Source organism: Nitratidesulfovibrio sp. SRB-5, from assembly GCF_019931275.1.
In the GTDB taxonomy this organism is placed as follows: Bacteria; Desulfobacterota; Desulfovibrionia; order Desulfovibrionales; family Desulfovibrionaceae; genus Cupidesulfovibrio.
On record NZ_JAIOTY010000002.1, the window covers coordinates 340586 to 364650 of the forward strand.

Below are 24065 nucleotides of genomic sequence, written 5' to 3' on the forward strand. Positions count from 1 at the left end.
GGTGTTTGACATGACCGCCGCCCCTGCACTATGAGCAGTATCCCGTCACGGGCGGCAGCGGTCCGAGGCAGGCCGCAGGCGTCCGTTGCCACACGGGGCGGGGCGCGCCGTGGCGCTTTCGGGCGACATGACGTAGTGTCCCGCCATCATTGCCTTGCCGTGATTGCCTTGCCATACCGGGGCGGTTAGCTCAGCTGGTAGAGCGTCGGCCTTACAAGCCGAATGCCGGGGGTTCGATCCCCTCACCGCCCACCATTGTTTGCAGTTAGTTGTGAGTCACCAAGTGAGTAGCCGCCAAGCATGGCTCACTTGGTGACTCACTTTTTGTTCTGTCGAACACCCCGTCCAGGGATGCCTGCACGCCGCGCAACGAGGTGAGGTAGCGCGATGTGGTCAGGGCGCTCCGATGGCGCAGGATGGCTTGGATCACCGAGAGCGGCACCCCGGCCCCGTCGAGCATCGACGCGCTCAGGTGCCTGATTGCGTGGAAGCCGAAGCGGCGCACTCCAGCCTTGTCGCACAGCGAGTACATGAGGTGCGTTGCGGATACCCAAGGGGTTCCCCGGCTGCTGACGAAGACATGCTCGCGGAAGCCCATTTGCAGGCGGTGGCGCAAGAGGCAGTCGTGCAGGGCCTGGGTCATGGGTATCCAGTCCTCTTCAAGCCCGCCGCCCTTGCGTTTCCGCGTCCAGAGCCGGAGACGGCGGTTGGCGAAGTCGAGGTCGTTCCGCTGCATGCGGAACAACTCTTCCTTGCGGGCCGCCGTGTGCAGCGCCGTGAACAGCATGGCGCGTTTATCCGGTGACTTCGCCGCGTCGTGGACCTTCCAGAAGTCCTCGGGTGTCGGGACGTATTTCGGGCGTTTGTCTTCCCTGTACCGCTCCACGCGCCACGGGCATGGCTCGGGCAGCTTGAAGGCGCGCACGCCCCACGAATAGGCCGCGAGGATGTTCTTGCGCCGCCGGTTGGCCTGCGCGCCGCTGATGCGCCGGGCAATGCCGTCCAGGTGCGCCTCGATCAGGGCGTAGGTCACGCGCTGGACAGGCAGGGACGGCTTTACGTCGGCCAGCAGTTCACGAAACGCCTGCCTCTTCTCCCCGTATGTCTTGTCCGCCATGCCGCGCGCCTGCACGTGATCCAGGTACGCCGTGAAGAGCGCCGCCAAGGAGACCGTGCCGGTCACCGTATCGGGCTGTGTCACCTTCACGCTCTCTTCCCACGCCACGGCCTCCCGCCATGTGGTGCAACGATGCTCCCGGTGCTTCCCGCTCGGAAGCTTCACCCTCCCATAGATCACCGGTTTTCCGTGCCGGTCTTTCCTCGTTATTGGCATCATTCCTCCATTGAAGGGCGCGTTCGACGTTGGCCGAATAGAACAGCCAGGCGCGCCCGCGTTTGATGCCGCCAAGTTCCTTGGCGTGGGCATACAGACGTTTCACCGTCCAGCCAAGAGACGCGGCGAGGTCTTCGGGGGAGATGAGGGGGCCGAGAGCCGGGAGGGGCGCGCACAGCCGAGTAGATGGCTGCGGTGTGTTGCTTCCGGTTGTGGGGTGCATGTCCTGGACCTCCTTGCTGAGCGTGATCCCCGTCCGACCACACCGGAGCGGTGTGGCCGGAGTGCCCGCAGCGACGGAGGAGGGAGGTTTTGTCGCTGCGGGTGTTGGGGGAGGGAACTATTTCTTGCGGTGGCAGAACGGGCACGTCCGGAGCTTGGAGTTGGTGCCGCAATGGGGGCATGCCTTGGGCTTGCTGCCGTCGGTCAGCCGGGCCATCTTGCAGGCCCCGTTGATGGCGGCGAAGTTCTTGGTGGGGCGGGGCTTCTTGGCCGGTGCGGCCTCGTTGTCTTCATGCATTCAGGTGACCTCCTTTGCCGGGGGGCTTGCACCCCCCGGCGGGCTCCTCAAGCCCGGACAGCGAGACAGGCCCTGCTAGTTGCGTGTGATCGCTGCCCGGTTGGCCGTGACGACCTGGCACGGAAGGGGGGATGCCCGGTCGCCACGGCTGCGCCGGGTCAGGAGGCTTTCACCATGTCGGGGAACCACAGGGCACCCCAGGGGCATACCGATCCCGAAACTTCCTTGTCCTCGTCCAGCGTGAGAAGAAACCCCCGCTGGCCACCTTCAACGGGGTGCATGTACACGGCCGTGGTGAGGTCTTCGTCCTGGTTGCCGTACATCACGATCTCGCCGGGCTTGAGCGTGGCGATGCGCTTGGCGTAGGCAAGGGCCTCGCCTTCGTTCTCGAACTTCGGGAAGTTGGCGCGCTTTCTCTCGCAGGCGCAGTCCTCCATCCCCATCTTGGCCAGAATTCCCAGAAAACCAGTTTCACGAGTCATGTCTTGCTCCTTGGGTCAGGGGTGGTCGGTTACTGCACCGCTTCGGCGTCGGCGTGTGCGGCCATGGGCGGAATGTGGGGGTAGTCGGGATCAAGGTCGGCGTCGTCCGGACCGTCATCGGCTGCCGTATCTTCCCCGGTCACATCGGCGTCGTGGGCATCGAAGCCGGGGGCGTCATCGGGCTGCTCCTTGCTGCTGTCGGGCTCGTCGTCCGAAGGCTGGCCCACCGAGTCCGGTCGGGTGTTCATGGTCAGGGGAAGCTGCCGTTCCTCGGCAGTCATCTTGCGGCGGCGCACTTCCTCGTGGGGCGGGTGGGCGTCGGTCCAGACCATTTCGCAGGTGTTGTAGTCGGCCACCAGGTCGCAGAAGATTTCGCGCGTCTCGGTGCCTTCGCGCACGACCTTGGACAGGGCGCGGCGTTCATCTTCCTTGGCGTCGATCTGCTTCTTCAACGCCTTGCTCACCCGGTCGCGCTCGGTTTCCAGTTCCTCGATCTCGTCATCGAGCCGGGCCATTTCTTCGGCGTACTCGGCCTTCTCGGCCTGCGTCAGTTCCTGCGTGACGGTGATCGTTTCCTGCCGCAGCCAGTTCTGGTCATTGGCGACCGCCGACGCGCCGGGCTCATCGGTGGCCGCGTCGTCTTCGCCGGAGGCGTCGGCCTGCTCGGCATCGGTCGGAGCCGGGGCCGCGCCCATGCCGTCGGTCAGGCCCTTCTCGTCGCCCAGCCACTCGGGCAGGTTGATGACCACGCCGGTGTCGCCCTTGGTGCCGGTGAATTCGATCTGACTGAGGGGCAACCAGTCCTCGACCTCGCCGCAGCGGATCAGGATCGCGGCGTCGGTCTCTTGGAGGATGTCGGCGGTGATGGTGATGAAGACGGTGTTCTCGGGAAGATCGGCCTGAACCGGGGCCTTTTCCTTCTTCTTGCGGGCCATGGGGCCTCCTTTCCGGCTACGCGGCGCGCATGCCGGGGGTGCGGGTGAACGACGCGCAGAGGCTTTCGAGATGCCGGAGCGAGGCCAGTACAGCGGGCTCACGCATGGCGTCGTATTCGAGCGTGATGGTCAGCGTCTTGCGCAGGGGCCGTCCGGGCGCGGCGGCGGGGGCCACGGGCTGGAGCACCTGCGCGGACCGGGGCGGGGTGGCGGCGGGAGCCGCCGGGGCGATGCGCATGGCCTGTGCCCGCGCCGAGTAGGCTTGCCCGATCTGGGTCAGGGCTTCGGCCAAGGGCACCTGCAAGTCCTGCAAGCGCAGGAAGGACGAGGCCGGGAGGGAGAAGCCGTAGATTTCAGCCAGGGCTTCGACCTTCTGTTCGATGGCCACGGCCCGGTCCTGCCGCGCCTGTTCGAGGGCGGCACGTTCCCGCTCCTGCTGGATGTGGCGCAGGATGATCGCCTCGACCTCGGCCTTGATGGTCTTGAGGGGCTTGGTCTTGTTCAGCCAGGCATCCTGAATGGGGATGTCGAGGCCGGGCAGCCCGTGCTCATCAAGGGTGGCCGTGATGAGGAACTGGACCTCCCGGCGCTTGTCCGCGCGCTGGAGTTCCTCGAACGCCTTCACCTGCGCATCGAGCCCGGCACGGGCCTCCACGATGATGGCGGTGACCGCCTTGATCCGGTCCTCGAACTCCCTGATCGGGGCGCTGACCCGGCGCACGGCTTCCTTGCGGGCCGCTTCGAGCCGGTCGCGCACCTTGTTCAGGCCAGCCATCTCGGACTTGATGGCAGGCACCATGTCCTCGGTGACCACGAGCCCCTCGTAGTTGGCCACGATGGCCCGCACCCACGCTTCGAGTTCCTCGGCGTTGAACGAGATGGCGGGCAGGGTTTCGGTGATGTTCGGTTCGGTCATGGCTAGAACCCCGAGGGCATGTCGCCCATCTGCTGGTTGGCATCGGGCGGGATGTTGAGCAGCGCACCGGACTTGATGCCGTCGATCATCTGCGTGGTTTCGGGCTTGGTGAGTTGGTCGATGCTCTGGATCGAGTCGTCGCCGGTCATGTGGCGCGCGAGGGAGACGAGTCCTGCTTCATCAAGCCCGGCTTTCTTGCCCTCGTTGCGCAGCATGGCGAGTTGCGCGGCAGAGGGGGCCGGGGGCTGGTCCGGGTTGTGGGCGGGCTGCTGGTTGCCCTGCTGCGGCGTGGTGGTCTTCTTGCCCGTGCCCTGGGGCTTCTGCTGCTGCGAGGAGGTGGCGGCACCGGCACCGGGAATGACCTCGGGCATGTCCTCGATGTCTTGCGTGAAGATGTCGGAGGCGGCAGTGGAGGTGAGAACCGCGTCCACGAGGGCGCGCTTCTTCGCCATCTTGAGCACGGTGTTGTAGTAGTCGGCGGGGTTGTCGTGCTCGACGCGCTCGCCGTGGGTGCTGACCATCCAGCGGCCCTCAGCGTCCTTCTTGGTGCCGAACTTGGAGCCGGGCAGCCCAGCCTTGTTGGCGATCTCGCGCAGGATGCGGGCTGCGGCGGTGGGGTCGCTGCGGCGGGTGTCCCAGTAGTTCTTGGGCACGGGGACGGAGGTGATCTCGCCATCACCGGCGCGGTAGCGGTACTTGCCCTCCATGGTGGAGCACAGGCCCACGCCAGCGCCGACCATGACGCCGGTAAGGATGGACACGAGCCGGACCATGACCCGGTACTCGCGGTGCCCGCCGGGCATCTCGCGCTCCTGAATGTCGTATTCGGGCGCGAGCCGGAACGTCATGGCCAGCTTCTCGGCCCCGGCCTTGAGCAGGGTGGGCTTGTCGCCGCAGCCGGGGATTTTCCCGAAGTGTTCGCCGTCCTTCATGACGGCGTGCATCACCTGCTGGATGTGCCCCACCTGCGCCACAAGGTCGGTCACCGGCATGTAGTTGGCCGGAGCCGGGGCGTGAGGCGAGATGGGCGCAAGAGTCTGTGCCTGGTTCATGCTGTCCTCCCGTGACAGGGATGTGGGAAAGGTGCGGCGCGGGGCCGCGCGGTGCGCTAGGTCGCCGTTGTCTGGGCCATCTGTTTCAGGCGCTCACGTGCTGCGAGGCCTTTGTGGTGCCAGTTGACCGCATCGGCGCGGGCGCTGGCGTCCCTGACTTCGCGCCGGAAGCTGTGGCCGTGGTACGAGGGGATGCAGAAGTAGTGGGGCATGATCTCGACCTCGCAACCGGTGTCGGCCATGTCCACGGCGTAGCCCCATGCCTCGACTTCGTTGGGGTGCTCGACCGTTTCGAGGTGGATGCGGTCCGCGCCCTCGCGGGTGTAGGCGATGGTGAACCACTGCATGGTCACTGCCTCCATCCCTGCGCGCGCTGCCACGTGCGGGCCTGCGCGGTGAGCGCCCCGATCTGCATGGCCACGATGAGCAGGGCCAGCATGTCGGCGCTGTTCGCCCAGACGGGCTTGCCGTTCACTCTGGTGATGATGGTCGCCATGTTCCCTCCGGCTACTCTCCGGATCGTTGCTCCGTGGGATGGCGGGATGCCCGGCTGCGTTGCCTTCCATCCCGCCGGTAGTCACCGGCCACCGCTGGGCTGCTGTCCGTCACCCGGCCAAGGGGTTGCGCGGCGGTGCAGCAGGTTTCCCGTGAGTGCTTGGCCCCGGCTCTATCCCAGGGAACAACGATCCATGTCCGTTGATGCCGCCCGCCTTCATGGCCTTCGGTCCCGGCTCCCTACTGATCCGCGCTACCTGCATGCCTTCGCGCGTTGTTCGGGCCTCGCTACTGACCGGCGGGACCACCGTCCTCGGCTCCTTCCGTTCGCTCTGCCGGGATGGCGCTGCTCGCGGGGTGTTCCTCGATGGTGATGAGGTATTTTGTTCTCATGAAGAAACAAAGTCAACGCAAACTCTTGTTTCTCGCAAAGACAGGAGAGATGAGAACAAGAAGTCGTTTCGATAACTACATGATATAAAAGCTATTTATTTGGATGAAGAATGAGGCCGAAACTTGTATACTGAAAACATGGCGAAGACAAATAGCTTGTTGAGATACCCTGGGGGGAAATCGGTTCTAACGAACACGATTGCCAATATTTTTCAAATGAATGATATGGTTGGAGGCGTGTACGTAGAACCGTACGCAGGCGGCGCCGGTATCGCGATGAATCTTCTGCTCAGTGGGGTTGCAGGAAAAGTCATAATCAATGATGCAGATCCGGCAATATCCGCTTTCTGGCGGTTTTTAGTAGAAGACCCGTATGAGTTTGCATTGAGAATAGATTCGACTCCTATATCTGTGCAAGAATGGCATAGGCAAAAGGAGGTTTTTTCCTGTCCCGGTGGTTACAGCGATAGAGAAATAGGGTTCGCAACATTTTATTTGAATAGATGTAATCGGTCAGGAATTCTTGGTGCGAATCCTGTAGGCGGTATTAATCAGACAGGGAAATACCTAATAGATGCTCGTTTTCCAAAAAAACGATTGATCGCGCTTCTGGAAAAAATCGCGCCGCTTGTTGATAAAATTGAAGTGCATCAAAAGGATGCATTGGATTTAATATCAGCAATAAGCAATAGCTATGGCGATGCGCATTTACTTTTTTTGGATCCCCCTTACTTTTTAAAAGGGGCAACTCTTTATATGAATTATTACAAAGAAGATGATCATGCAGTTATCGCAAGGAAAATGAAAAGCCTTTCAGAGAATGTTAAATGGGTTGTTACTTATGATGATGTAGGTAGGATAAGGCAACTTTATGATGGTATGATCATTCGTAGTTTTACACTTCATTATCGGTCGCATGCTTCACGGAGAGGAGAAGAGATTTTCATCTCTCCTCCGTCTCTGAAGATTCCGGAAGAAATTATAACATCGTACAAATACGAGGTTTAAAGTATGGCTCTGGCTGCGATCGTGTGTATCTGCTTCTCAGCAGCACTGATTGCTTTGATCAAGTTCTTTTCAAAGTCTAGGCACAGAGCGGAATTGTCCTTCTTCCATATGTCGAATGCCTTGTCGGCGAGAGCCTGTATTGTTTGATCTTTGTAGAAATTTTTAAAGGTGCTGCGTATGATGCCACCTTCCGCCTTAATGCCTGGCAGCATTTGAGAAAGGTTTATTGGGGCCTCTGAATTGATGTTGAGCAGCTGGCGAATCTCTCTCGCGATTCTATAAAAAACATCTTTGGTTATTCTGAGTTCATTTTCCCATATTGCATGGTCTCTGCTGAAATTTGAAAGCAATTCAAAGAGCAGTTGATCGGGGGGGATGGCTCCAGGGAGTTTTACGGCTGTGGGGATCTTTGGGACGGATTTAACATCTTGGTCGAAGCATATTATGCTATTTTTGGAAAACTCTTCTATTTTTTCTTTAATGAGATTTTTGTAGTTTTCACAGCCGAGATTTGCTTTTGATATCTTGAGGCGCCGTTTGATTTTACTTCCAACGATTCTTTTAAAGAAATGTTTGGCTTCACCATCCTCAAAGTAGATATTTATTTTGGGGATTGCGAGGCCAAGGCGCAGGGGCTCAACCTTGAGATCTGCGAGTATCTCTGCCCACGAGTAGTTTTCGTGGATCTCCATTTTTTCGCGATGGCTTGATATATATACTACGCTGTAATCGCTTTTTGATTTATCACTAAGCCACTTGACGCGTTCTATGAGTGTTGGAGAATGCGAAGTTATGATGATCTGTAGGTCGCATTCTTTTGAAAATCTTGTAAGTAAGTTGATAAGCTCTATTTGGGCGGCAGGGAAAAGCGCGGCATCCGCTTCGTCAATAAGAAGAATTCCGCCGTGGTAATTTTTATAAGTTTCTTTGAGTATTTTGAATGAATAGAGCGATTGTATTATTTGTCCAGCGTTGTCATCGCCAACCGATACGGACTCGTGATCATAGTGGCTAGCGTGTCCAACTATGGAAGGGAGTGTTCCCTCTGTTGCTGTGAGTTCGCAGCAGTTGCTTTTTAATAGAAGTCTGTTGAGGTCAGAAAGCATTTTGCCTTGAAGGGAGGAGATGGCATCACGGGTTATTGGTGTGTATTTATCTCTTTCTGATATGGGGAGCAGTCTTTTTATGCTGAGGTATATCAAAGGGTGCGTTACGTTTCTGCTGGCATTATCCGTGTATTTTGTGCTGTTGTTTCGAAGGACGGGGCGCGGAAATGTTCTGTCTTTTGAACCTACGAGAGTGAGTTTGAGGTCAGTTAACTTTGTATCTTCAGCGCCATCATATATTTTGATGGCGACGTCCATATCTTTTGCTTTATCAAAAGTCTTTGAAAATCTGAAGTGTTCACTAAACTTGGATTCGAATTGTGCGCCGGAAATGGTTCGATAGTCTTTAAGTGACGAGTCCGGGGGGTGTTGTGTGTAGTCAGTTCTAAAGCTGAAAGTTTGGGCTATTAAACCTAGAATTGTCGACTTTGAAGTTCCATTTTTTCCGCAGATCACTGTTATTCTGTCGGCAAATTTGACGTTAACGTCGATTAGACCTCGAAACTTTTGAATGTTTATTTCGTGAATTTTTGTGATTTTGTTTTTCATGTCTGCCATTATTGAGCTCCGTGTCTGTGGTTTTTATACCTTTTGAAGAACCCAAATGACTTTTCCTATTATTATTCCTTCAAGATCTTCGCATGATATGTACTGGTCGGGCCATCGGGGGTTGTCAGAACGCAAAATGATGCCATTGCTTTCCCCTTGAAAGACTCTTTTTACGACAAGCCCAAAAGGTGGCCTGTTTACCAGATAGATATGTCCCTCTTCAAGTTGTCCATGAGCAGGGATGACACCGACACACGAGTCTTTGTGTATAGTGGGCTCCATGCTGTCACCGTTTACTTGGACTGCGCGCATGTTAGGGTGAAAGTAACTAGGTAAAATCTGTAGCATACGCTCAGGTTCGCTAAGGAAAAAATCAATTTCATGCCCTGCCCCTGCATGCGCGACAACCGGAATAGAGGGAAGTCCTTCAGCGTGCGGTATGGTTTCTTCCGGGGCATTTGGGGCGACACGCTTTATCGTAGGCGGCGGAAGGAAATCTTGTGCGCTATAGCCGAGTGCTTCAAGGTAGCGAAGCATGTTGGGAAAAGGAGCATTTGCTGCTTCTCGATTTTTATTTAGCCACTCGCCGATAAGGGCGCGATTCTTAACGCCCAAGATGCGCGCGATCTCGTCAAGCGTCTTCCCCTCCCTTTTCAGGGCTTGGACACCCGCGAGAACTGCTTGCCAAGCGTCTTGTGCGACTTTGTTCCACTTATCCATTTTTTTTAGGTAGCTGGTGGGAGTGTTTTCAGCAAGAAACAAAGTCGTTGTTTATTGATGTATTTGTTCTCTTGTGAGAACATGAGGTATGGAAAATGTTCTTGAGCAATTTCGAAAAAATCACGGGCTTTCATACGGGGCACTAGCCCTAGCCGCAGGCGTGTCTTCCCGTGGATCGGTGTACTGTCATTGCCAGGGGCGGCGCCGAATCTCAGCAGAGATGGCTATCCGTTACTCCGTTCGTCTTTCCATTCCGTTGTATTTAATTCGTCCAGACCTTTGGCCCCCACCCCGCGACGCGGCCTGACGGCATGGCATGCCCATGCTGCCGGGCCGCGTTGTCACTTCAACCCGCCTGCGGGCGGAACCAGGAGGCAGCATGCAAATGTTCGGGCGCTTCCACTTCTTCGAGCGCAAGGAGGCCAAGGGCTCACCTGTGCCGAGCATCCACGCCTACTTCGAGTTCCTGCACGAAGACCGGCCCGAGTTCTGGTTCCACGTGAAGGGCGTGGGCTCGCTGCGCTTCAAAAGGGTAAGCCGCACGCTCTACCAATTAGCTGAAGCGCGTCCGGAAGTTGGGCCACTCCTTTGCGCAGCAGATCAAGGGTGAGGGCTTTCAGGGCTTCTGCGGGGAGATTGGCGATGGCCGCCTTGAGCTTGCTGCGCTGTGGTTCGGGAAGCTCGGCCATAGCCGCCTTGGCGAGGAGAAGCTCGCGGATGGTGTCCTGCTCAAGGCGGATGGTGAAGGTTTGCTTCTGGGCGGTGTAGCCCCCGTGTTCGGAGATGGCGTCTTGGCCTTCCGAGGTAATTTTTGCCGTCAAGCATGTGCGGGGGCTGTCGTTGGTCTCAACGATCAAGCCGTCAATGAGTCCGTGCCCGTCGAGGTAGATCAGCGCCTTGTTGCAGGCATCGGGCTCGCCGTACTGGTGAAAATCTTTTGCCGCTACCTCTTCGGGGCTGGCCTCGTCCAAGTGCTTGAGGATGGCAATTTGAAGTTTGCTGAGCATGGTCCCTCCCTTGGTTGAAGGTTGGAGTGGCTACCGCCTCCATACCGAGGATTCGTGGCCGGGGGCAATCCGCCCCCGGCATTGCGGGCGGGAGGGTGATCCCCCGCTACAGTTGGCAGATGACCTTGGCGATGCGGCCCGGTTGCGTGGCGTCATAGTCAGCACGAGGGCCGGGAAACGGGATGTCTGTGAGTTCGATCTCCTCGATGTCCTCCAGTCGGTAGGTCCGCCAGCCAGCAACAGGGAACGGCGTGTCCGGGATGGGGGATTGATAGGACTTGAGCAAGAGCTTGCCGTTGGCGCTGAGTCCCAGAAGGTGTGGCTCGATCATGCATTCATGCTCTGCGCAGCGGACGAAAAGGCAGCAGCGGTTCCGGATGGCGGTACTGATGAGATCGTTCATGAGGTGCCCCGCGAGAATGAGTGTGCTGATGGGTAGTTATCTCTTCTTGTGGGGTAGGGCGGGCACACGGGCAAGGTCAATTATGCAGCATGATTTTTACAGGACGCGGGGCGCTGCTGCCGGTGGAGGCTGGTCGGGTGCTGGCGATGCAGCATCCTGCATCAAGGGTGCATCGGCAGCCGTAGCTGGTACTCGGCGCACAAGCGCGCCCCATGCCCTCCCGCGTGGTAACGCAGAGCCGTTGCAACCACGGCATCAAGCAACGAGCCGGACAACGCGGGGGAGGGGAGCAGGACGGATCGCCAGTCCACGTCTCCCGGCGAGGTCAGGCGGACCAGGGCGACGTGGTTGCCGTTCAGGCACCGGCGGCTGGTGACGTGGACATGCACCTTCTTTTCCATGCTCACACGTTACCCCGACATGCGCCAAGAGAAAATGAAACTTGTCAGGAGGTTGTTTAATGCGCGCGTTGGAAGATGTGATCGCGGACATGGTGGAGAACTCGGGGCGTACCCTGACGGCCATCGCCGCCGAGATCGGCAAGCACAAGTCCGCGCTCTCGCGCGAGCTTTCCCCCTATGACGCGGGCGCTAAGCTCGGCGTCGAGTCGTTGGTGCCGCTGATGCGCGCCTGCCGCTCCGTGGCCCCGCTGGAGGCGCTGGCCGGGTTCATGGGCTACGGGTTGCGCCCCCTTGGCGGCGAGCCGGATGGCCGGAGCATGGAGGACGAGTGCCTGCAAGGCTACGAGGCCGTGACCGACTTCATCAAGGCCGCGCGGGCCGGGCGGCACTACACCGACCTCATGCCCAGGCTGCGCGCCGCGCTCAAGGAACTGGAGGACGTGGTTGTGCGCGCCAGAGACCGGGACAGCGGCGCAGGGTAGGTGCTCTCCGTGCCGCGTGGTGTGGTTGCGGACTGTGGAGCCAATCTGGCTGCGACGCAGTGGTGCGCGGCCCGAAAAGAGAGAAGCCCCCGTGGTGCAGACGGAGGCTCCTCAGAGAGGGAGTACATCGGAGGTGATGTGCTCTCAAGATGTGTAGTGTCCACTTCTGGTGCGGTCAACATGAATTGCTGATGTTGCGCAATAACCACAAAGGGATACGCAAGGCGGGATAGCGCGGCGGTGACGCCGTGTGCCCATGCATGAAGGGGGCGCGTGTGACGGGACAGTACAGGCAGCGTGAAGTCCAATTAGCGGGCGATTCCCGGCACTGCGATGCAGGAGTGGCAAGCCTGCGTGCGTCCGGGGTTGGTCGCTCCCCTGCGCGGGGCGATGCTCAGGGCGTGCCCTGTGGATGCCCCTACCGCCCCAAGTCGCCCGAGCAGATCGGCTACACGACGCCGGAGGCTGCCCGCGCCGCGTATCTCCGCTATCCCCACCTGCGCCCGTGCCCCTTCACCAAGCCACCCTGGCAGTGGCTGCACGTCGAGTGGTGCAAGACCCGTTGCTGGGGGAGGAGGGGGCAGGAGCCGGAGGGGAGGGGGAGAGGGGGGCACCCTGTCCGGTGAGGGCGCTTGTATTCATAACCGTTAAAAGACGCGTCCGAGGTTCACAGGTAGTTGGGTGCGGACGGCAGGGTGCATTTTTTCGCCGACGCTAAAAGACGCGCGGCAAGGGCACAGCTATTCGGGTGTGAAGGGCAGGGTGTGTTTTTGGAGATTTTACACCCTGCAATACAAAGGAAAAAAGTGTGCTATAGCCCGAGAGATTGCCCTTCGACCGGCGTCTTTTTCAGGTGAGGCGCAGATCGTTTGCATAGCGTGCGCTGGTTCCGGAAATCCGGGGCCGGACATGCGAGGGTGGTCATGAAGTTGGAAACGACGCTCACGTGGACGCGGTACGACGGCACGCCGGGCACATTGCCCGAAGTGGGTCAGAGCGTGCTGCTTGAACGGGGCGGAAGGGTGCTGCCTGGCGCGGCCCGGCTGTACTCCCTCCCCTCCGCTGGGCGGTTGTGGTTGTGCCGCGACGAATGGTTGGCCCTTGCCCATGGTGACCTGTGGGCGCCGTGGCCAGATGCGCCGACACGAAGGCGGTGAGGTTACCCTTGAGCCTTGGCGTTTTCTTCCTCGGTTCGCATTTCAAGCGCTTCGCTGGCGCAAGCCTGAAGAGCCTCGATTATTGCCGGGATGTCTTCAGGAGCCAGAACAACTAGGGCCTCATCCTGCATTTCAAAGTTCTTCTGGCGAATCGTGACCGTAAGCTGATCATTCACGAAAATTTCTGTCTCCGGTCGGTAGTGAAGCTTGAAGGACATGCTTTTCCCTCCTTGGGGGTTTTCTGATGAACAGAGGATATATCAAGGTTTGGCGCAAGCTGGAAGACAGCGGAATCATGGCTAATGCAGAGGTGTGCCAGCTTTTCCTGTACCTGATGCTCAAAGCGTCGTCCAAGCCGCGCAAGCAGTTGGTGGGTACCACCTCCGTTGAGCTTCTTCCGGGGCAAGTCATCATCGGGCGCAAGCGATTAGCTGCGGACCTTTGCTCGACCGAAAGGAAGGTTCGGACCTGTCTGGCAACGCTTGAAAGTATGGGGATTATCGCCCAGCAGGCGACCAACAAGTTTACCGTGGTTTCCCTTGTGAACTGGGGAAGATATCAGGCTGAAAGATCAGCAGGCGACCAGCAGATTGACCCGCAAGGTGGCCAGCTATCCGGCCAGCACACGACCAGCAGGCGGCCAGCAAGCGACCAGCAGACGACCACAAACAAGAATTTAAGAATGGGAGAAGAGAAGAATAAAGGCACCCCCCCTACCCCCCCGTTGGGGGGTGGAGACGGGTTGGGACCGGTCGATTCTCTCCCTTCCGAAGAGCCTGATGTGCCAGAACCGCCTCGCCATGTCCCGGACATTGAGCTTGAGCAGTTCCTCGAAGCCTACCCCGAGCGCGCCCGGCAGCCGATCTACGCCGTCTTGCCGTCGTGGTTGGCCATGAAGAAGGCCAGGGCGTACCCCGGCCTCCCCCGGCTCTTCGATGCCTTGTCCGAGTGGGAGAACAGCGAGCAATGGGCCAAGGAGGGTGGACGGTTCATCCCGTCGCCCCAGAAGTTCCTCTCCGGGCGGTTTTGGCTCAACAAGCCGCCACGGTCGCCGGACCCGTACGCCAACCTGCGGGGCAAGTCGTTCCACGAGATCAACACCGCCGACTATGAGGCCAGGCTGGCCAGAGAAGCAGAGCAGACGGAGGTACGGGCATGAGCAAGGCAACGCCACGGAACATGGGGCGGACGGCATTCGAGGCGCTGGTGAGCGATGTCTACGCGGGGTTCGGGTGCAACCCGCCCGGCGAGCGTTCCCGCGACATCTGGTTCGAGCAGTGCGGGCATGTCCCGTCGGGGCCACCGCTGGAGTGGATTCGGCAGCGTCTGCTCGACGGCGCCACGCTGCCGCGCAACCTCGGTCAGGCCATCCGCGTGTTGTGGGAGGAGTGGCAGGCCAACCACCCCGAGCAGGTGGTCAGCGATTCCCGCTGCTGCTCCGAGTGCGATGTGCCGGGCGTGATCTTCGCCTGGGCACCGGCCCGCGATCCGCGCACCGGAGCGGACACGTGGCAGCGCCTGGTCCGCCGGTGCCGGTGCCATCCCGGCGGCAACGGGGAGACGCGGCGCGACATCGAGGCGCTGGGACTCATGGTCATGCCGCGCGGCTACGTGGGCGGCACCGTGGCCTTCGAGCGCGAACGCCTCGGGCTCTACCCGGACAGGGGCAACCATGGCGTGCCGGTGCCGCGCGCAGTGCGGGCCTTCGAGCGTGGCGGCATGGACTGGCAGGAGCGACCGGAGCACGAGCGGGCACGCGCCGAAGCCCTGGCGGGGGCCGCACGATGAGTACGGTCAGCGCAGCAGAGATCAAGGCGGCTGGGGGGCTGGAAAAGTGGATGCGCAACCGCGCGCCGGTGCAGGCAGCGCCACCCGTGCAGCGCCCGGCAGGTGTCCCGGCGCCGGTGAAGGCCAAGGGGCGGCTACCCGCGCCCGGCCGGACCTACCGCAGCGAAGGGATGAATCAGACCGAGGCCCGGTATGCCGAGCATCTGGCCGCCCTCGAACGGGCGGGCAAGATCGTGGGCTGGGACTACGAGGGGCTCAAGCTGCGGCTCGCCGACAAGACGTTCTACACGCCCGACTTTCTCGTGATTCGGGCGAGTGGCGCTGTCGAGCTTCACGAGGTGAAAGGGCACTGGGAAGATGATGCCCGCGTGAAGATCAAGGTCGCGGCCAAGCAGAAGCCTTGGTTTACGTTCGTAGCCGTGAAGCCCGGCAAGCGCGGTGAGTGGGAAGTGGAGAGGTTCTGATGCCCGGATCAGCAGGCGCGGGCCGTACCGGCGGAAGGATGCGGACGGATATGGAGCAGATCGTCGCCCTTGTCGCGCTGCACGATGGACAGGTCGTAGGCGGATTGCAGGTTCATCCAGAAGGCCGCGCTGGTCCCGAAGAACCGGGCAAGCCGCGCCGCCGTGTCGGCGGTGACGCCGCGCCGCTGGTGGACGATGTCCGAAATGCGGGTGGCGGGCACCCCAAGCGCCACGGCAAGGGCATGGGCCGTGATGTTCAGGGGCTTCAGGAATTCCTCGTTCAGAATTTCGCCGGGGTGGGTGCGGATGCGCATGGCGGTATCCTCAGTGGTAATCCACGATTTCGACATCATGGGCGGCCCCGTCGCGCCAGACGAAGCATATGCGCCATTGGTCATTGATTCGGATGCTGTGCTGCCCCTGCCGGTCGCCCTTGAGTGCTTCGAGGCGGTTGGCCGGAGGGATGCGCAGGTCGTCAAGGCATGCGGCGGCGTCGAGCATGTCGAGCTTGCGCAGGGCAACGCTGGTGAAGGCCCTGAACCTGCGGGTTGGCGCGCCCTCGAAGAGCGCCCGTGTTTCCTTGCAGCGGAACGATGCGATCATTTTCCGTCCAGCGTTTACCGTTTGTCGTTAAATTAAGGGGGGCGGTCATGTCTGTCAACATGCGGTCCGGAGTGGTGCCGGATACCATGGAAATGCGCGCGAGCGCCGGGAGGAAGTGCTGATGGCGAGGCCGAGGAACGTGGTGCCCTGTCCCCTGTGCGGGGCGGCGTTGCGCTTGCTGCGCACGTCGGTGGCCGGGCCGGATGACCGGGACTCAGACTACCTGTGCGAGGTGTGCGGGTTCACGGGGCGGCGGAGGGAGTTGATCCAGGGGGATTGGATCAGGTGTACGCCGCCGGTGGCGGCAGAGGCGTCTGCCGAGAGTTAGCCAGCCAACGTCGGTTAGGACCGATGTTCTATGCGCGTTGCAACGTCTCCGGCTGACTGATAACGCTTTGGCGAAAAGGAGGCTTGCCGTGAAGGTAGTTGGGAGTCGCGCGTTGTTGTTGGTCGTCATGTTATGGTTCGCCGTGCCAGCTATGGCCGGTCCGTTTGGGACGAATATGGGCGACAGGCTGGAGAAATTTCCGGGTGCTGTTGCTAGTGGGGATACTCCATTTTGGTACAGCATGACAAATGTGCCCAAGCCGCACTCATTATTTGAAAGCTACCTTGCAGGAGTGCATCCGGAAATTGGGCTTGCCGTTATTGTAGGTCTTTCGCACACTTTTCGTAATGACAGGTTTGGATCATCTGTGCGGACTTCTTTTGATTCTCTAAAGAAACAACTTGATTCAATCTATGGAGAAGGGAAACTCTTAGATGTGCTGCGCTATGGTTCTATATGGAAAGAGCCTAATGAATGGGTTGCTTCCATAAGTCATAACGAGCGAACATATGCATGCTATTGGACAAAGTCTGGAAAAGCTAGACTAAAAGATAATATCGATGGAATTATGCTTTCCGTCAAAGCGCAATCTGGAGATTCAGCATATATTGTGTTGCGATATGAATATGAAAATATGAATAGATTTCAAACTCTTTATGAACAGTCTGAAAAGGACTCGTTGTGAGGTTAAGGTATGAAAAAATATATTATATGCGTAATTTTGCTTCTGTTTGGCGTAGCAATATCTGCGGTGTTCTTTATATCGACAGAAAACAAAATTTCATCACAAGAAATACAGAGCGACATCGACGCGTTGAATAAGGAAATTGCGGGTAGAAAAGCAGAGTCGAGCAGGTATGGCGGAGCATTAAAGGTAATTCTCGATGCGCAAATTCTCATTCACGAAAACACATTGGCCGCGTTGATGGCTAAGAAAGCAAGTCTCATTCACCGAGTGCAATTGGTATATCCATCTTCAAGGCTGAAACCAACAGGTGGAGCAGCTGGTGATAAGGAGAGCTACATTGCAGTTCTGGAAAAAGAGATGGTAAAAATGCGCGGAGCCATCTCCGCTGATGAACAAGAGTTGAGTTTATATTCCGGTGGATTAATTCAGGTCGTCATCCTTATGCGTAAGGCGCAACATCAAGTGACACTGGCAGCTCTTGAACATCGATTGATGGCAGCGAAGTACGACTTCCCCGTCTTGTTGGCTCTAGATGGCGAGGGGGAACGGATTTCTCCGGATGGTTCACAGGTGGTATCTGATCCTGAAAAGGACAAGGGCGCGTTGTAGGCACTCTTGCATTCAGCCCAAGAGGCAACGCTAGCCAGCTAGGGGGGCGACCTCGAATCCTTCTGCTGGGGCGAAGCTCTGCAAACGACTAGGCCCCCGGTGAACCGGGGGCCTTTTGCGTGTGTCGAGTCCTCCGACTTCATGCGTAGAAACCCCCGGTTTCTACACCAGCCTTCCTTGATCCCCTCCCGCCCCCCCGCGCTACGCTTCTCCCAAACAGGAGCGCAGCCATGGCTATCCCGCGCGGCATCCGCAACAACAATCCCGGCAACATCCGGCACGGTGACAAGTGGAAGGGCCTCGCCCCGACCCAGGGCGATCCCGACTTCTGCACGTTCGCCACGCCCGAATACGGCATCCGCGCGATGGCCGTCCTCCTGCTCAACTACCAGCGCAAGCAAGGGCTCAAGACAGTCCGGCAGATCATCTCGCGCTGGGCACCCCCGACCGAGAACAACACCGAAGCCTACATCCGCCACGTCGCGGAGCGCCTCGGCGTCGGCCCTGACGAGCCCATCGTCGTCGCCGATGTGCTGCCCACGCTCGTCGCCAGCATCATCCGGCACGAGAACGGCCAGCACCCCTATGACACGGCCACCATCGGGCGCGGGATCGACATGGCGGTGGAGAGGGCCTAGCCATGGCGTTTTTGCTTAACGGTCTGCGTCGCAAGCTCCTGGCAGCCGGTGCGGTGGCCCTCGTTGTCGCCGTTCTCGGTGGGGCTATCTACATCCGCGAAATGCAGATCAGGGCGCTCCGGGCCGAACTTTCCGAGGCGCAGAGCACTGCGGAAACCCTCCGGGCGTCCAATGCCGCCTACGCGACCTCGCTCAAGGCCATGGAATCCGAGATCGCCAAGCGGGACACGCTCCTTGCCGAGCGGGATCAGCGCATCAACGACATCAACGCCCGGCGGGCCGCTGACCGTCGGACATGGCAGGAGGCCCTGCGCAATGACCAGACCGTACGCGATTGGAACGCTGTGCCTCTGCCTGATGCTGTGCGGGGCCTGTTCCGCGAATAGGCGGGAGGTCGTGGCCGTGCCCGAAACCGTCAGGCTCACGCCGCCCGCCACGCTCATGCAGGAGACTCCGACACCCGACCCGCCCGTGTGGGACGGGGCAACCAATGGTGACCTCCTGGACTACGCGCAGGACAGCCGAGCGGCCCTGGGCAGGTGCAATGCCGACAAGGCAGGGATGCGGAAATGGGCGGGCACCGAATGAACGAGATCAAGGATTGGCTCACCAGCATGTGGCTCGTGCTGGCCCTCTCCGTGGCCGGAGGCATGGCCCGCGCAGCCAAGTGTGGAGAGAAAAGCCTGTGGGGCTGGTTCTGCTCCATCGTCGTCGCCCTCTTCGCCGGGGTTGTGACCAACCTGATGCTGGTGGACCTGACATCTCTACCGGAGACAGCCCGCGTCGCATGCGCGTCCGTCTCCGCGTACTCCGGCGGTGCCGTGCTGGATGCATTGCAGGGACGGATTGCCGAGGTGATCGGCGCACTCCTCGGAAGCCGGACGGGCACCGGCAAGACCGGGGGAAACGAGGAATAGTTCTCGGGCCGCCGCCACGGGCTGCGTTGGTGCGCGGAGCCGTGGGGCACAGGGGCGGGGCCACGCCCGAAGGCAACAACAACCCGCCCCTGCCAACATGACGAGCGAACGCCCATGCACAGACACCTTCGCACTCCAGCGCCGCATCCTTGCGACAGCCCTGACGCCCACCGAACGGCTCGTCGGGCTCGTGCTGGCGCTCTCGCTCGATGCGCGCTCCGGGCGCGCACGCATTTCCCAAGCCAGGCTGGCGGAACTCTGCGGGGTCACCGTCAGGACCGTCCGGCGCGCTGTGGCCACACTTGTGGTCTCCGGACTCTTCGTCTCCCAGCGCACAGGGCGCTCCTCCGTGCTGAGGGCTGCAAGCCCTCCGGAGGGTGGAAAGAGAGGTGGAATAGTGGAGAGGACACCCGTGTCCGCTCTGATAGGACACCAGTGTCCTATCGGCCCCCATACATGGGGCCTCGACACCACCTACAGCACCCTCGCCGAAGAGCGATGCAAGCGGGAGGCTAGGAGGCGCACATGAGCACCCTCCGGCCCCTCAAGCACTGTCGGCATCCCGGTTGCCGGGCCCTGACCCGCGACGCCTCGGGCTACTGCCCACCGCACGCCGAAGCGGCGCGAGTCCGAGCGGCTGAACGCGAGGCCCGGCAGGACAAGGCAAGGGGAAGCGCTGCCGCACGTGGCTATGGCCGGGCATGGCGGGCCATCCGCGCCCAAGTGCTCCGCGAGGAGCCGCTCTGCCGTGCCTGTGCAGCCCAAGGCCACCCCGTACCTGCCACCGACGTTGACCACATCGTGAGCAGGGCGCGCGGCGGAACGGACGACAGGGCGAACCTCCAACCCCTTTGCCACCGGTGCCACACCGCCAAGACCAACCGCGAGGACGGCGGGCGGCCAAGGGGAGGGGGAGGGTAAATCTTTGAGTGGGCAACCGGTAGACCGGAGTGGTCTCCCGATTTCGCGCGATGTCAAAACTGAGGACCAAAAGTGGCGACAGGACGGAAGCAGAAACCACGCACCCTGAAGGTGCTCCAGGGCACTTTCCGCAAGGACCGGGCAAACGAGGCCGCGCCTGAACCATCGGCGGTGGTGGCGAACGCCCCTGCGTTCCTTTCGGGACGGGCGCTGGTGTGGTTCGGGGTGCTCTGCGCCAAGCTCTCGCCGTTGGGCCTAGCCTCCGAGACTTTCGAGGAAACGCTGGGCCTGCTGGCCGCCCGTCTTGCCGAGATCGAGGAGCTTGAGCGGTTCATCCGCGAGAACGGTCGCTCGTATACCACGACCACCGCGCAGGGTGACGTGATGTGTCGGCCTTATCCGGAGGTGGCCATGCTGAACGAGGCGCGCAGGCATGCGCAGTCGCTGGCCGCCGAGTTCGGGCTTACCCCCGCGTCGATTGGCCGCGTGGGCCGTCCGCAGAAGGGCCAGAGCGACGAGAACCCGTGGGGGGCATTCGGTGGGTAGGCAGTGCGCCAAGAGCTACGCGGAGCGGGTGCATGCATACGCGCATGCCGTGGTGGCCGGGAAGGCCGTCGCGGGCAGGCGGGTTGTGTTGGCCTGCAAGCGGCATCTGTCCGACCTCGCAGCGGTCGAGGGAGGCGGAAGCCCCTATGCGTTCTCTGCCGAGAAGGCCAACCGGGTCTGCGCCTTCGCCGAGAACATGGTCCACGTCAAAGGAAAGTGGGCTGGGCAGCGGGTGCGCCTGGAGGAGTGGCAAGTCTTCCTGCTGGGGTGCCTGTTCGGGTGGGTCCGGGAGGATGGCTTGCGCCGGTTCCGCGAACTCTACGCCGAAATCCCGCGCAAGAACGGCAAGTCGATGCTCGGGGCCATCATCGGCAACTACCTGCTGGTAGCCGACGCAGAACCCGGTGCCGAGGTCTACTCGGGGGCCACCACGCTCGACCAGGCGCTGGAGGTCTTCCGACCCGCGTGGATGATGACCCTGCGGAACCACGCCTACCGGGAGCATTTCGGGATCGACCTTGGTGGCACGGAGAAGAACCCCGGCACCATCTACCAGTTGGCGACCGCCAGCCGTTTCGAGGCCGTGGTGGGCAAGCCCGGTGACGGGGCCAGTCCGCACGGGGCTCTCGTGGACGAGTTCCACGAGCACAAGACGCCGGACCTCTACGACACCATGAAGACCGGCATGGGCGCGCGTACGCAGCCCCTGCTGGTGGTTATCACCACGGCGGGGGTGGATACCTCCGCGCCCTGCTACGAGCACCGGGACCGGCTGGCCAAGGAGTTGGAGGCAGGCGCACTCGATCCGACCGTGCTGGTGATCATGTTCGGCGTGGATGAGTCCGACGACTGGAAGGACTTCGGGGTGTGGCGCAAGGCCAACCCGAACTTTGGCGTGAGCCTGCATGAGGACTACCTGCGCGACCGCTACCGGGAGGCCATGACCAGCCCGGCGCGCCGCAACATCATCCTGTGCAAGCACCTGAACAAGTGGATGAACGCGGGGCAGGCGTGGACCGACATGGTGAAGTGGGCAGAGTGCGCGGCCCCCGGCATGCGCATCGAGGACTTCGCCGGGCACCGGGCCTGGCTCGGGCTCGACCTCGCCAGCCGTACCGACGTGGCTTCCCTCCTGGCCGTGGTCGAGGATGGCGCGCTGCTGCGGGTGTTCGCCCGGCACTACCTGCCGAGCGATACCGTGGAGAAGCCGCACAACGCCCATTACCGGAGCTTCCGCGATGTGGGTGCGCTCACCGTGTCCGACGGGGCACGTACCGACTTCGGCCAGATCGAGGATGACATGCGCGCATGGGCCGACCTGCTGGACGTGCAGGCCATCGGCTACGACCCGCGCGAAGCGACGTTCCTCATGGACCGGGTAGCCCGCTGGGCCGCGTTCGACATCGTGGAGGTCACACAGGGGCCGGGCAACCTGAGCGAACCCATGAAGGAACTCGAAGCGCGCATCGCCTCCTGCACCATCCGGCATGCCGATGATCCGGTGCTCACGTGGATGATGGGCAACGTGGTGCTCAAGCAGGCGCGCGGCGGCGGGCCGGTGAAATACTTCTACCCGACCAAGGAGCGCGAGAGCTCCAAGATCGACGGTGCCGTTGCCCTGATCATGGCGGTTGGACGTGCCCTTGCCGCCCCCGCCGAGGAACCGGAAATCTTCGCGGAGGTCTGGTGATGGGCTGGTTGTCCCGCTTGTTCCGGCGCGAAGGGAAGGGCACCCGCATGACCTCCTACGACCTGTTGGCGGAGGTGCTGGGTGGGGTTTTGGCCAAGAGCGGCATCCACGTGACGGCGGCTACGGCCATCCAATGCACTGCGGTGCTCGCTTGCGCCCGCGTCATCGCCAACGGCCTCGCACAGGTGCCGTTCAAGCTCTACCGGGCGGATGGCCGGACCCGGATGGAGGCGTCGGCCCACCCGCTGTTCTCCCTCGTAGCCCATGGCCCCAACGAGTACCAGACCAGCTTCGAGTTCCGGCACATGCTCGGACTGCATCTTAGCCTGACCGGCAACGCCTTCGTCTGGTTGAACCGCGTGGGCGACCGCATCGTCGAGATGCTGCCGTACCAGCCGGGCTCCGTGACCGTCACGCGCAACGGATGGGAGATCACCTACGACCTCTCGACCAAGGACGGAAAGCGGGTGCGGGTGCCTGCGGAGGACATGTGGCATCTCCGCTGGTTGTCCTGGGATGGGGTGTGCGGACTTGATGGTGTGCGGCAGGCGCGCGAGGCCATCGGGCTTGCCCTGGCCACGGAAGAACACGGTGCCCGCCTTTTCAAGAACGGAGCCCGGATGTCGGGCCTACTTACGACGGAAATCAACCTGACGCAGGAGCAGCGCAAGGAACTGCGCGAGGCCTGGCAGTCGGCCCACGGTGGGAACGAGAACGCCTTCAAGACCGCGATCCTCGGCGGCGGCATGAAGTGGTTTCCCCTCGTGTCGCCCAACGATCAGGCCCAGTTCCTCGAAACCCGACGGCACCAGGTCGAGGAGGTTTGCCGGGCCTTCGGCGTGCTGCCCATCATGGTCGGTCACTACGACAAGGCCAGCACCTACGCCAGCGCCGAACAGATGTTCCTCCAGCATGGCGTGCATACCCTTGGCCCCTGGTACGCCTGCATCGAGCAGAGCGGCACGCAGAAGCTGCTGACGCCGGAGGAAAGGGCAAAGGGCTACTACCTGCGGTTCAACGCCAACGGTCTCATGCGCGGGGCCGCGCGGGACCGGGCGGAATTCTACACCCGGCTCTACGGTGTGGGGGCCTTGTCCCCCAACGACATCCGGGAGCTTGAAGACATGAATCCCTATGAGGGCGGCGACGAATACCGGGTGCCGCTGAACATGGTGGAACCCGGCTCCGCGCCGGAACGCACGGAGGGAAGCGATGGAAAGGCTTAGCTTCGGCCTGCTCGACCTGAAACTCGCCGAGGGCGCCGGCCAGGATACCGCCTCCATGACGTTCAGCGGGTATGGCGCGGTGTTCGGGAACATGGACGCCTATGGCGATGTGATCGCCAAGGGCGCGTTCACCAAGACCATCGCGGAATTCAAGACCTCGGGCGTGTGGCCCGCCATGCTCCTCCAGCACGGCGGGTGGGGCATCGGGGCCGACGACTTCACGCCGGTCGGTGTGTGGACCGAAATCCGCGAGGACGGGCACGGGCTCTACGTGGAGGGCACGCTGGCCGACACGCCGCGCGGCCGGGAAATCTACACACTGATGAAGATGAAGCCGCGCCCGGCCATCAACGGGATGAGCATCGGCTACATCGCCAAGGAATGGGTTGCGCGGTCGAAGCCGGAGGAGCCGCGGCGCACCCTCACCGCCATCGAACTTGTCGAGGTGTCTCTCGTGACCTTCCCGGCCAACGGAAAGGCTCGGGTCACCGGGGTCAAGAGCGACGGCGACTGCCCCACCATCCGGGAAGCGGAATTGGCCCTGCGAGAAGCCGGGTTTTCGAGGAAACAGGCGAAGCTCATCCTTGCGGATGGCTTCAAGGGCTTGCCTCTGCGGGACGCTGAGGAAGGCGACGTTGACGAACTTGCCGCCATGGTGCGGCGGAACATCGACGCCCTCCGGGCGTAG

The 24065-nt window shown here is 61.0% G+C and carries 31 protein-coding genes and 1 tRNA gene; 17 read left to right on the top strand and 15 right to left on the bottom strand.

Annotation, left to right across the window (positions count from 1 at the left end):
• Positions 1 to 179 precede the first annotated feature (179 nt).
• Positions 180 to 255 (top strand) — tRNA-Val (locus K6142_RS08875).
• A 10-nt stretch (positions 256 to 265) separates the two neighbouring features.
• Here the strand turns inward: K6142_RS08875 and K6142_RS08880 are convergent.
• The 8 genes from K6142_RS08880 to K6142_RS08915 all read right to left on the bottom strand — a co-directional run bounded on the left by K6142_RS08880 (position 266) and on the right by K6142_RS08915 (position 5734).
• Positions 266 to 1207 (bottom strand): tyrosine-type recombinase/integrase, encoded by a 942-nt coding sequence (locus K6142_RS08880; RefSeq protein WP_190244445.1) that lies wholly within the window; start codon positions 1205 to 1207, stop codon positions 266 to 268.
• 466 nt (positions 1208 to 1673) lie between these two features.
• Positions 1674 to 1853 carry a hypothetical protein gene (locus tag K6142_RS08885; RefSeq protein WP_190244446.1) on the bottom strand — a complete coding sequence of 60 codons (180 nt, stop codon included), beginning with the start codon at positions 1851 to 1853 and terminating at the stop codon, positions 1674 to 1676.
• 158 nt (positions 1854 to 2011) lie between these two features.
• A complete protein-coding gene (locus tag K6142_RS08890; protein ID WP_190244447.1) occupies positions 2012 to 2335 on the bottom strand; it encodes a hypothetical protein in 324 nt (107 codons plus the stop codon).
• Between the two features lie 29 nt (positions 2336 to 2364).
• Entirely contained in the window at positions 2365 to 3270 is a 906-nt protein-coding gene (locus K6142_RS08895) for a hypothetical protein (protein ID WP_190244448.1), read from the bottom strand.
• 16 nt (positions 3271 to 3286) lie between these two features.
• On the bottom strand, positions 3287 to 4186 hold the full coding sequence (locus tag K6142_RS08900) for a DUF1351 domain-containing protein (RefSeq protein ID WP_190244449.1): 900 nt from the start codon (positions 4184 to 4186) through the stop codon (positions 3287 to 3289).
• A gap of 2 nt (positions 4187 to 4188) precedes the next feature.
• Positions 4189 to 5238, bottom strand: a complete 1050-nt coding sequence (locus tag K6142_RS08905; protein WP_190244450.1) for a hypothetical protein — start codon at positions 5236 to 5238, stop codon at positions 4189 to 4191.
• Positions 5239 to 5294: 56 nt separating this feature from the next.
• Positions 5295 to 5585, bottom strand: coding sequence for a hypothetical protein (locus K6142_RS08910; protein WP_190244451.1), 291 nt, complete (start codon positions 5583 to 5585; stop codon positions 5295 to 5297).
• A 2-nt stretch (positions 5586 to 5587) separates the two neighbouring features.
• The gene (locus K6142_RS08915; RefSeq protein ID WP_190244452.1) at positions 5588 to 5734 is read right to left on the bottom strand and encodes a hypothetical protein; all 147 of its coding nucleotides are present in this window, start codon (positions 5732 to 5734) and stop codon (positions 5588 to 5590) included.
• Positions 5735 to 6249: 515 nt separating this feature from the next.
• On the opposite strand from K6142_RS08915, the gene K6142_RS08920 reads away from it, so the two are divergent.
• Complete coding sequence (locus tag K6142_RS08920; protein WP_190244453.1) at positions 6250 to 7134, top strand: DNA adenine methylase; 885 nt, start codon at positions 6250 to 6252, stop codon at positions 7132 to 7134.
• Here the strand turns inward: K6142_RS08920 and K6142_RS08925 are convergent.
• The 4 genes from K6142_RS08925 to K6142_RS08940 all read right to left on the bottom strand — a co-directional run bounded on the left by K6142_RS08925 (position 7131) and on the right by K6142_RS08940 (position 10919).
• Positions 7131 to 8798, bottom strand: coding sequence for an AAA family ATPase (locus K6142_RS08925; RefSeq protein WP_190244454.1), 1668 nt, complete (start codon positions 8796 to 8798; stop codon positions 7131 to 7133). The genes K6142_RS08920 and K6142_RS08925 overlap by 4 nt on opposite strands.
• A gap of 24 nt (positions 8799 to 8822) precedes the next feature.
• Complete coding sequence (locus K6142_RS08930; protein ID WP_190244455.1) at positions 8823 to 9509, bottom strand: helix-turn-helix transcriptional regulator; 687 nt, start codon at positions 9507 to 9509, stop codon at positions 8823 to 8825.
• Positions 9510 to 10033: 524 nt separating this feature from the next.
• The gene (locus K6142_RS08935) at positions 10034 to 10516 is read right to left on the bottom strand and encodes a hypothetical protein (RefSeq protein WP_190244456.1); all 483 of its coding nucleotides are present in this window, start codon (positions 10514 to 10516) and stop codon (positions 10034 to 10036) included.
• Positions 10517 to 10622: 106 nt separating this feature from the next.
• Positions 10623 to 10919, bottom strand: coding sequence for a hypothetical protein (locus tag K6142_RS08940; RefSeq protein ID WP_190244457.1), 297 nt, complete (start codon positions 10917 to 10919; stop codon positions 10623 to 10625).
• A 460-nt stretch (positions 10920 to 11379) separates the two neighbouring features.
• Between K6142_RS08940 and K6142_RS08945 the strand changes: the two genes are divergently transcribed.
• Positions 11380 to 11802 carry a phage regulatory CII family protein gene (locus K6142_RS08945; protein WP_190244459.1) on the top strand — a complete coding sequence of 141 codons (423 nt, stop codon included), beginning with the start codon at positions 11380 to 11382 and terminating at the stop codon, positions 11800 to 11802.
• A gap of 1159 nt (positions 11803 to 12961) precedes the next feature.
• Here the strand turns inward: K6142_RS08945 and K6142_RS08950 are convergent.
• The gene (locus K6142_RS08950; protein ID WP_190244460.1) at positions 12962 to 13177 is read right to left on the bottom strand and encodes a hypothetical protein; all 216 of its coding nucleotides are present in this window, start codon (positions 13175 to 13177) and stop codon (positions 12962 to 12964) included.
• 26 nt (positions 13178 to 13203) lie between these two features.
• Here K6142_RS08950 and K6142_RS08955 point away from each other — a divergent pair, with 26 nt between their 5' ends.
• From K6142_RS08955 to K6142_RS08965, 3 genes are read left to right on the top strand one after another with little or no spacing between them, the layout of a single operon-like run.
• Positions 13204 to 14118, top strand: a complete 915-nt coding sequence (locus K6142_RS08955; protein ID WP_190244461.1) for a hypothetical protein — start codon at positions 13204 to 13206, stop codon at positions 14116 to 14118.
• Positions 14115 to 14747, top strand: coding sequence for a hypothetical protein (locus K6142_RS08960; RefSeq protein WP_190244462.1), 633 nt, complete (start codon positions 14115 to 14117; stop codon positions 14745 to 14747). Before K6142_RS08955 ends, K6142_RS08960 begins: the two co-directional genes overlap by 4 nt.
• Positions 14744 to 15211, top strand: a complete 468-nt coding sequence (locus K6142_RS08965) for a DUF1064 domain-containing protein (protein WP_223290295.1) — start codon at positions 14744 to 14746, stop codon at positions 15209 to 15211. Before K6142_RS08960 ends, K6142_RS08965 begins: the two co-directional genes overlap by 4 nt.
• A gap of 8 nt (positions 15212 to 15219) precedes the next feature.
• Here the strand turns inward: K6142_RS08965 and K6142_RS08970 are convergent, their stop codons facing one another.
• The gene (locus K6142_RS08970; protein WP_190244463.1) at positions 15220 to 15525 is read right to left on the bottom strand and encodes a HigA family addiction module antitoxin; all 306 of its coding nucleotides are present in this window, start codon (positions 15523 to 15525) and stop codon (positions 15220 to 15222) included.
• 10 nt (positions 15526 to 15535) lie between these two features.
• Positions 15536 to 15814 (bottom strand): type II toxin-antitoxin system RelE/ParE family toxin, encoded by a 279-nt coding sequence (locus K6142_RS08975; protein WP_190244464.1) that lies wholly within the window; start codon positions 15812 to 15814, stop codon positions 15536 to 15538.
• A gap of 416 nt (positions 15815 to 16230) precedes the next feature.
• On the opposite strand from K6142_RS08975, the gene K6142_RS08980 reads away from it, so the two are divergent.
• From K6142_RS08980 to K6142_RS09030, 11 genes are all read left to right on the top strand, one after another.
• Positions 16231 to 16827, top strand: coding sequence for a hypothetical protein (locus K6142_RS08980; protein WP_190244465.1), 597 nt, complete (start codon positions 16231 to 16233; stop codon positions 16825 to 16827).
• 9 nt (positions 16828 to 16836) lie between these two features.
• Entirely contained in the window at positions 16837 to 17439 is a 603-nt protein-coding gene (locus K6142_RS08985; protein WP_190244466.1) for a hypothetical protein, read from the top strand.
• Between the two features lie 230 nt (positions 17440 to 17669).
• Positions 17670 to 18077 (top strand): structural protein, encoded by a 408-nt coding sequence (locus tag K6142_RS08990; protein WP_190244467.1) that lies wholly within the window; start codon positions 17670 to 17672, stop codon positions 18075 to 18077.
• Between the two features lie 2 nt (positions 18078 to 18079).
• The gene (locus tag K6142_RS08995) at positions 18080 to 18463 is read left to right on the top strand and encodes a hypothetical protein (RefSeq protein WP_190244468.1); all 384 of its coding nucleotides are present in this window, start codon (positions 18080 to 18082) and stop codon (positions 18461 to 18463) included.
• Positions 18464 to 18661: 198 nt separating this feature from the next.
• Positions 18662 to 18994: a phage holin family protein gene (locus K6142_RS09000; RefSeq protein ID WP_116306270.1), complete on the top strand. Its 333-nt coding sequence runs from the start codon at positions 18662 to 18664 to the stop codon at positions 18992 to 18994.
• Between the two features lie 97 nt (positions 18995 to 19091).
• Positions 19092 to 19523, top strand: coding sequence for a helix-turn-helix domain-containing protein (locus tag K6142_RS16715; RefSeq protein ID WP_190244469.1), 432 nt, complete (start codon positions 19092 to 19094; stop codon positions 19521 to 19523).
• The gene (locus K6142_RS09010; protein ID WP_190244470.1) at positions 19520 to 19915 is read left to right on the top strand and encodes an HNH endonuclease; all 396 of its coding nucleotides are present in this window, start codon (positions 19520 to 19522) and stop codon (positions 19913 to 19915) included. The genes K6142_RS16715 and K6142_RS09010 overlap by 4 nt, the downstream gene beginning before the upstream one ends.
• Positions 19916 to 19987: 72 nt before the next feature.
• Positions 19988 to 20461 carry a P27 family phage terminase small subunit gene (locus K6142_RS09015; RefSeq protein ID WP_116306264.1) on the top strand — a complete coding sequence of 158 codons (474 nt, stop codon included), beginning with the start codon at positions 19988 to 19990 and terminating at the stop codon, positions 20459 to 20461.
• A 52-nt stretch (positions 20462 to 20513) separates the two neighbouring features.
• A complete protein-coding gene (locus K6142_RS09020) occupies positions 20514 to 22151 on the top strand; it encodes a terminase large subunit (protein WP_317846386.1) in 1638 nt (545 codons plus the stop codon).
• A 47-nt stretch (positions 22152 to 22198) separates the two neighbouring features.
• Positions 22199 to 23377 (top strand): phage portal protein, encoded by a 1179-nt coding sequence (locus tag K6142_RS09025; RefSeq protein WP_223290296.1) that lies wholly within the window; start codon positions 22199 to 22201, stop codon positions 23375 to 23377.
• Positions 23364 to 24065 (top strand): HK97 family phage prohead protease, encoded by a 702-nt coding sequence (locus tag K6142_RS09030; RefSeq protein WP_190244473.1) that lies wholly within the window; start codon positions 23364 to 23366, stop codon positions 24063 to 24065. Before K6142_RS09025 ends, K6142_RS09030 begins: the two co-directional genes overlap by 14 nt.

Coding starts and splice junctions, on each gene's coding strand:
- K6142_RS08940 (WP_190244457.1), bottom strand. CDS start 10,919: ATGAACGATCTCATCAGTACCGCCATCCGGAACCGCTGCTGCCTTTTC.
- K6142_RS08930 (WP_190244455.1), bottom strand. CDS start 9,509: ATGGATAAGTGGAACAAAGTCGCACAAGACGCTTGGCAAGCAGTTCTC.
- K6142_RS08945 (WP_190244459.1), top strand. CDS start 11,380: ATGCGCGCGTTGGAAGATGTGATCGCGGACATGGTGGAGAACTCGGGG.
- K6142_RS08890 (WP_190244447.1), bottom strand. CDS start 2,335: ATGACTCGTGAAACTGGTTTTCTGGGAATTCTGGCCAAGATGGGGATG.
- K6142_RS09010 (WP_190244470.1), top strand. CDS start 19,520: ATGAGCACCCTCCGGCCCCTCAAGCACTGTCGGCATCCCGGTTGCCGG.
- K6142_RS08900 (WP_190244449.1), bottom strand. CDS start 4,186: ATGACCGAACCGAACATCACCGAAACCCTGCCCGCCATCTCGTTCAAC.
- K6142_RS08910 (WP_190244451.1), bottom strand. CDS start 5,585: ATGCAGTGGTTCACCATCGCCTACACCCGCGAGGGCGCGGACCGCATC.
- K6142_RS16715 (WP_190244469.1), top strand. CDS start 19,092: ATGACGAGCGAACGCCCATGCACAGACACCTTCGCACTCCAGCGCCGC.
- K6142_RS08965 (WP_223290295.1), top strand. CDS start 14,744: ATGAGTACGGTCAGCGCAGCAGAGATCAAGGCGGCTGGGGGGCTGGAA.
- K6142_RS09000 (WP_116306270.1), top strand. CDS start 18,662: ATGAACGAGATCAAGGATTGGCTCACCAGCATGTGGCTCGTGCTGGCC.
- K6142_RS08950 (WP_190244460.1), bottom strand. CDS start 13,177: ATGTCCTTCAAGCTTCACTACCGACCGGAGACAGAAATTTTCGTGAAT.
- K6142_RS08995 (WP_190244468.1), top strand. CDS start 18,080: ATGGCGTTTTTGCTTAACGGTCTGCGTCGCAAGCTCCTGGCAGCCGGT.
- K6142_RS09025 (WP_223290296.1), top strand. CDS start 22,199: ATGACCTCCTACGACCTGTTGGCGGAGGTGCTGGGTGGGGTTTTGGCC.
- K6142_RS08905 (WP_190244450.1), bottom strand. CDS start 5,238: ATGAACCAGGCACAGACTCTTGCGCCCATCTCGCCTCACGCCCCGGCT.
- K6142_RS08915 (WP_190244452.1), bottom strand. CDS start 5,734: ATGGCGACCATCATCACCAGAGTGAACGGCAAGCCCGTCTGGGCGAAC.
- K6142_RS09030 (WP_190244473.1), top strand. CDS start 23,364: ATGGAAAGGCTTAGCTTCGGCCTGCTCGACCTGAAACTCGCCGAGGGC.
- K6142_RS08935 (WP_190244456.1), bottom strand. CDS start 10,516: ATGCTCAGCAAACTTCAAATTGCCATCCTCAAGCACTTGGACGAGGCC.
- K6142_RS08970 (WP_190244463.1), bottom strand. CDS start 15,525: ATGCGCATCCGCACCCACCCCGGCGAAATTCTGAACGAGGAATTCCTG.
- K6142_RS08990 (WP_190244467.1), top strand. CDS start 17,670: ATGGCTATCCCGCGCGGCATCCGCAACAACAATCCCGGCAACATCCGG.
- K6142_RS08955 (WP_190244461.1), top strand. CDS start 13,204: ATGAACAGAGGATATATCAAGGTTTGGCGCAAGCTGGAAGACAGCGGA.
- K6142_RS08960 (WP_190244462.1), top strand. CDS start 14,115: ATGAGCAAGGCAACGCCACGGAACATGGGGCGGACGGCATTCGAGGCG.
- K6142_RS08895 (WP_190244448.1), bottom strand. CDS start 3,270: ATGGCCCGCAAGAAGAAGGAAAAGGCCCCGGTTCAGGCCGATCTTCCC.
- K6142_RS08975 (WP_190244464.1), bottom strand. CDS start 15,814: ATGATCGCATCGTTCCGCTGCAAGGAAACACGGGCGCTCTTCGAGGGC.
- K6142_RS08985 (WP_190244466.1), top strand. CDS start 16,837: ATGAAAAAATATATTATATGCGTAATTTTGCTTCTGTTTGGCGTAGCA.
- K6142_RS08885 (WP_190244446.1), bottom strand. CDS start 1,853: ATGCATGAAGACAACGAGGCCGCACCGGCCAAGAAGCCCCGCCCCACC.
- K6142_RS08925 (WP_190244454.1), bottom strand. CDS start 8,798: ATGGCAGACATGAAAAACAAAATCACAAAAATTCACGAAATAAACATT.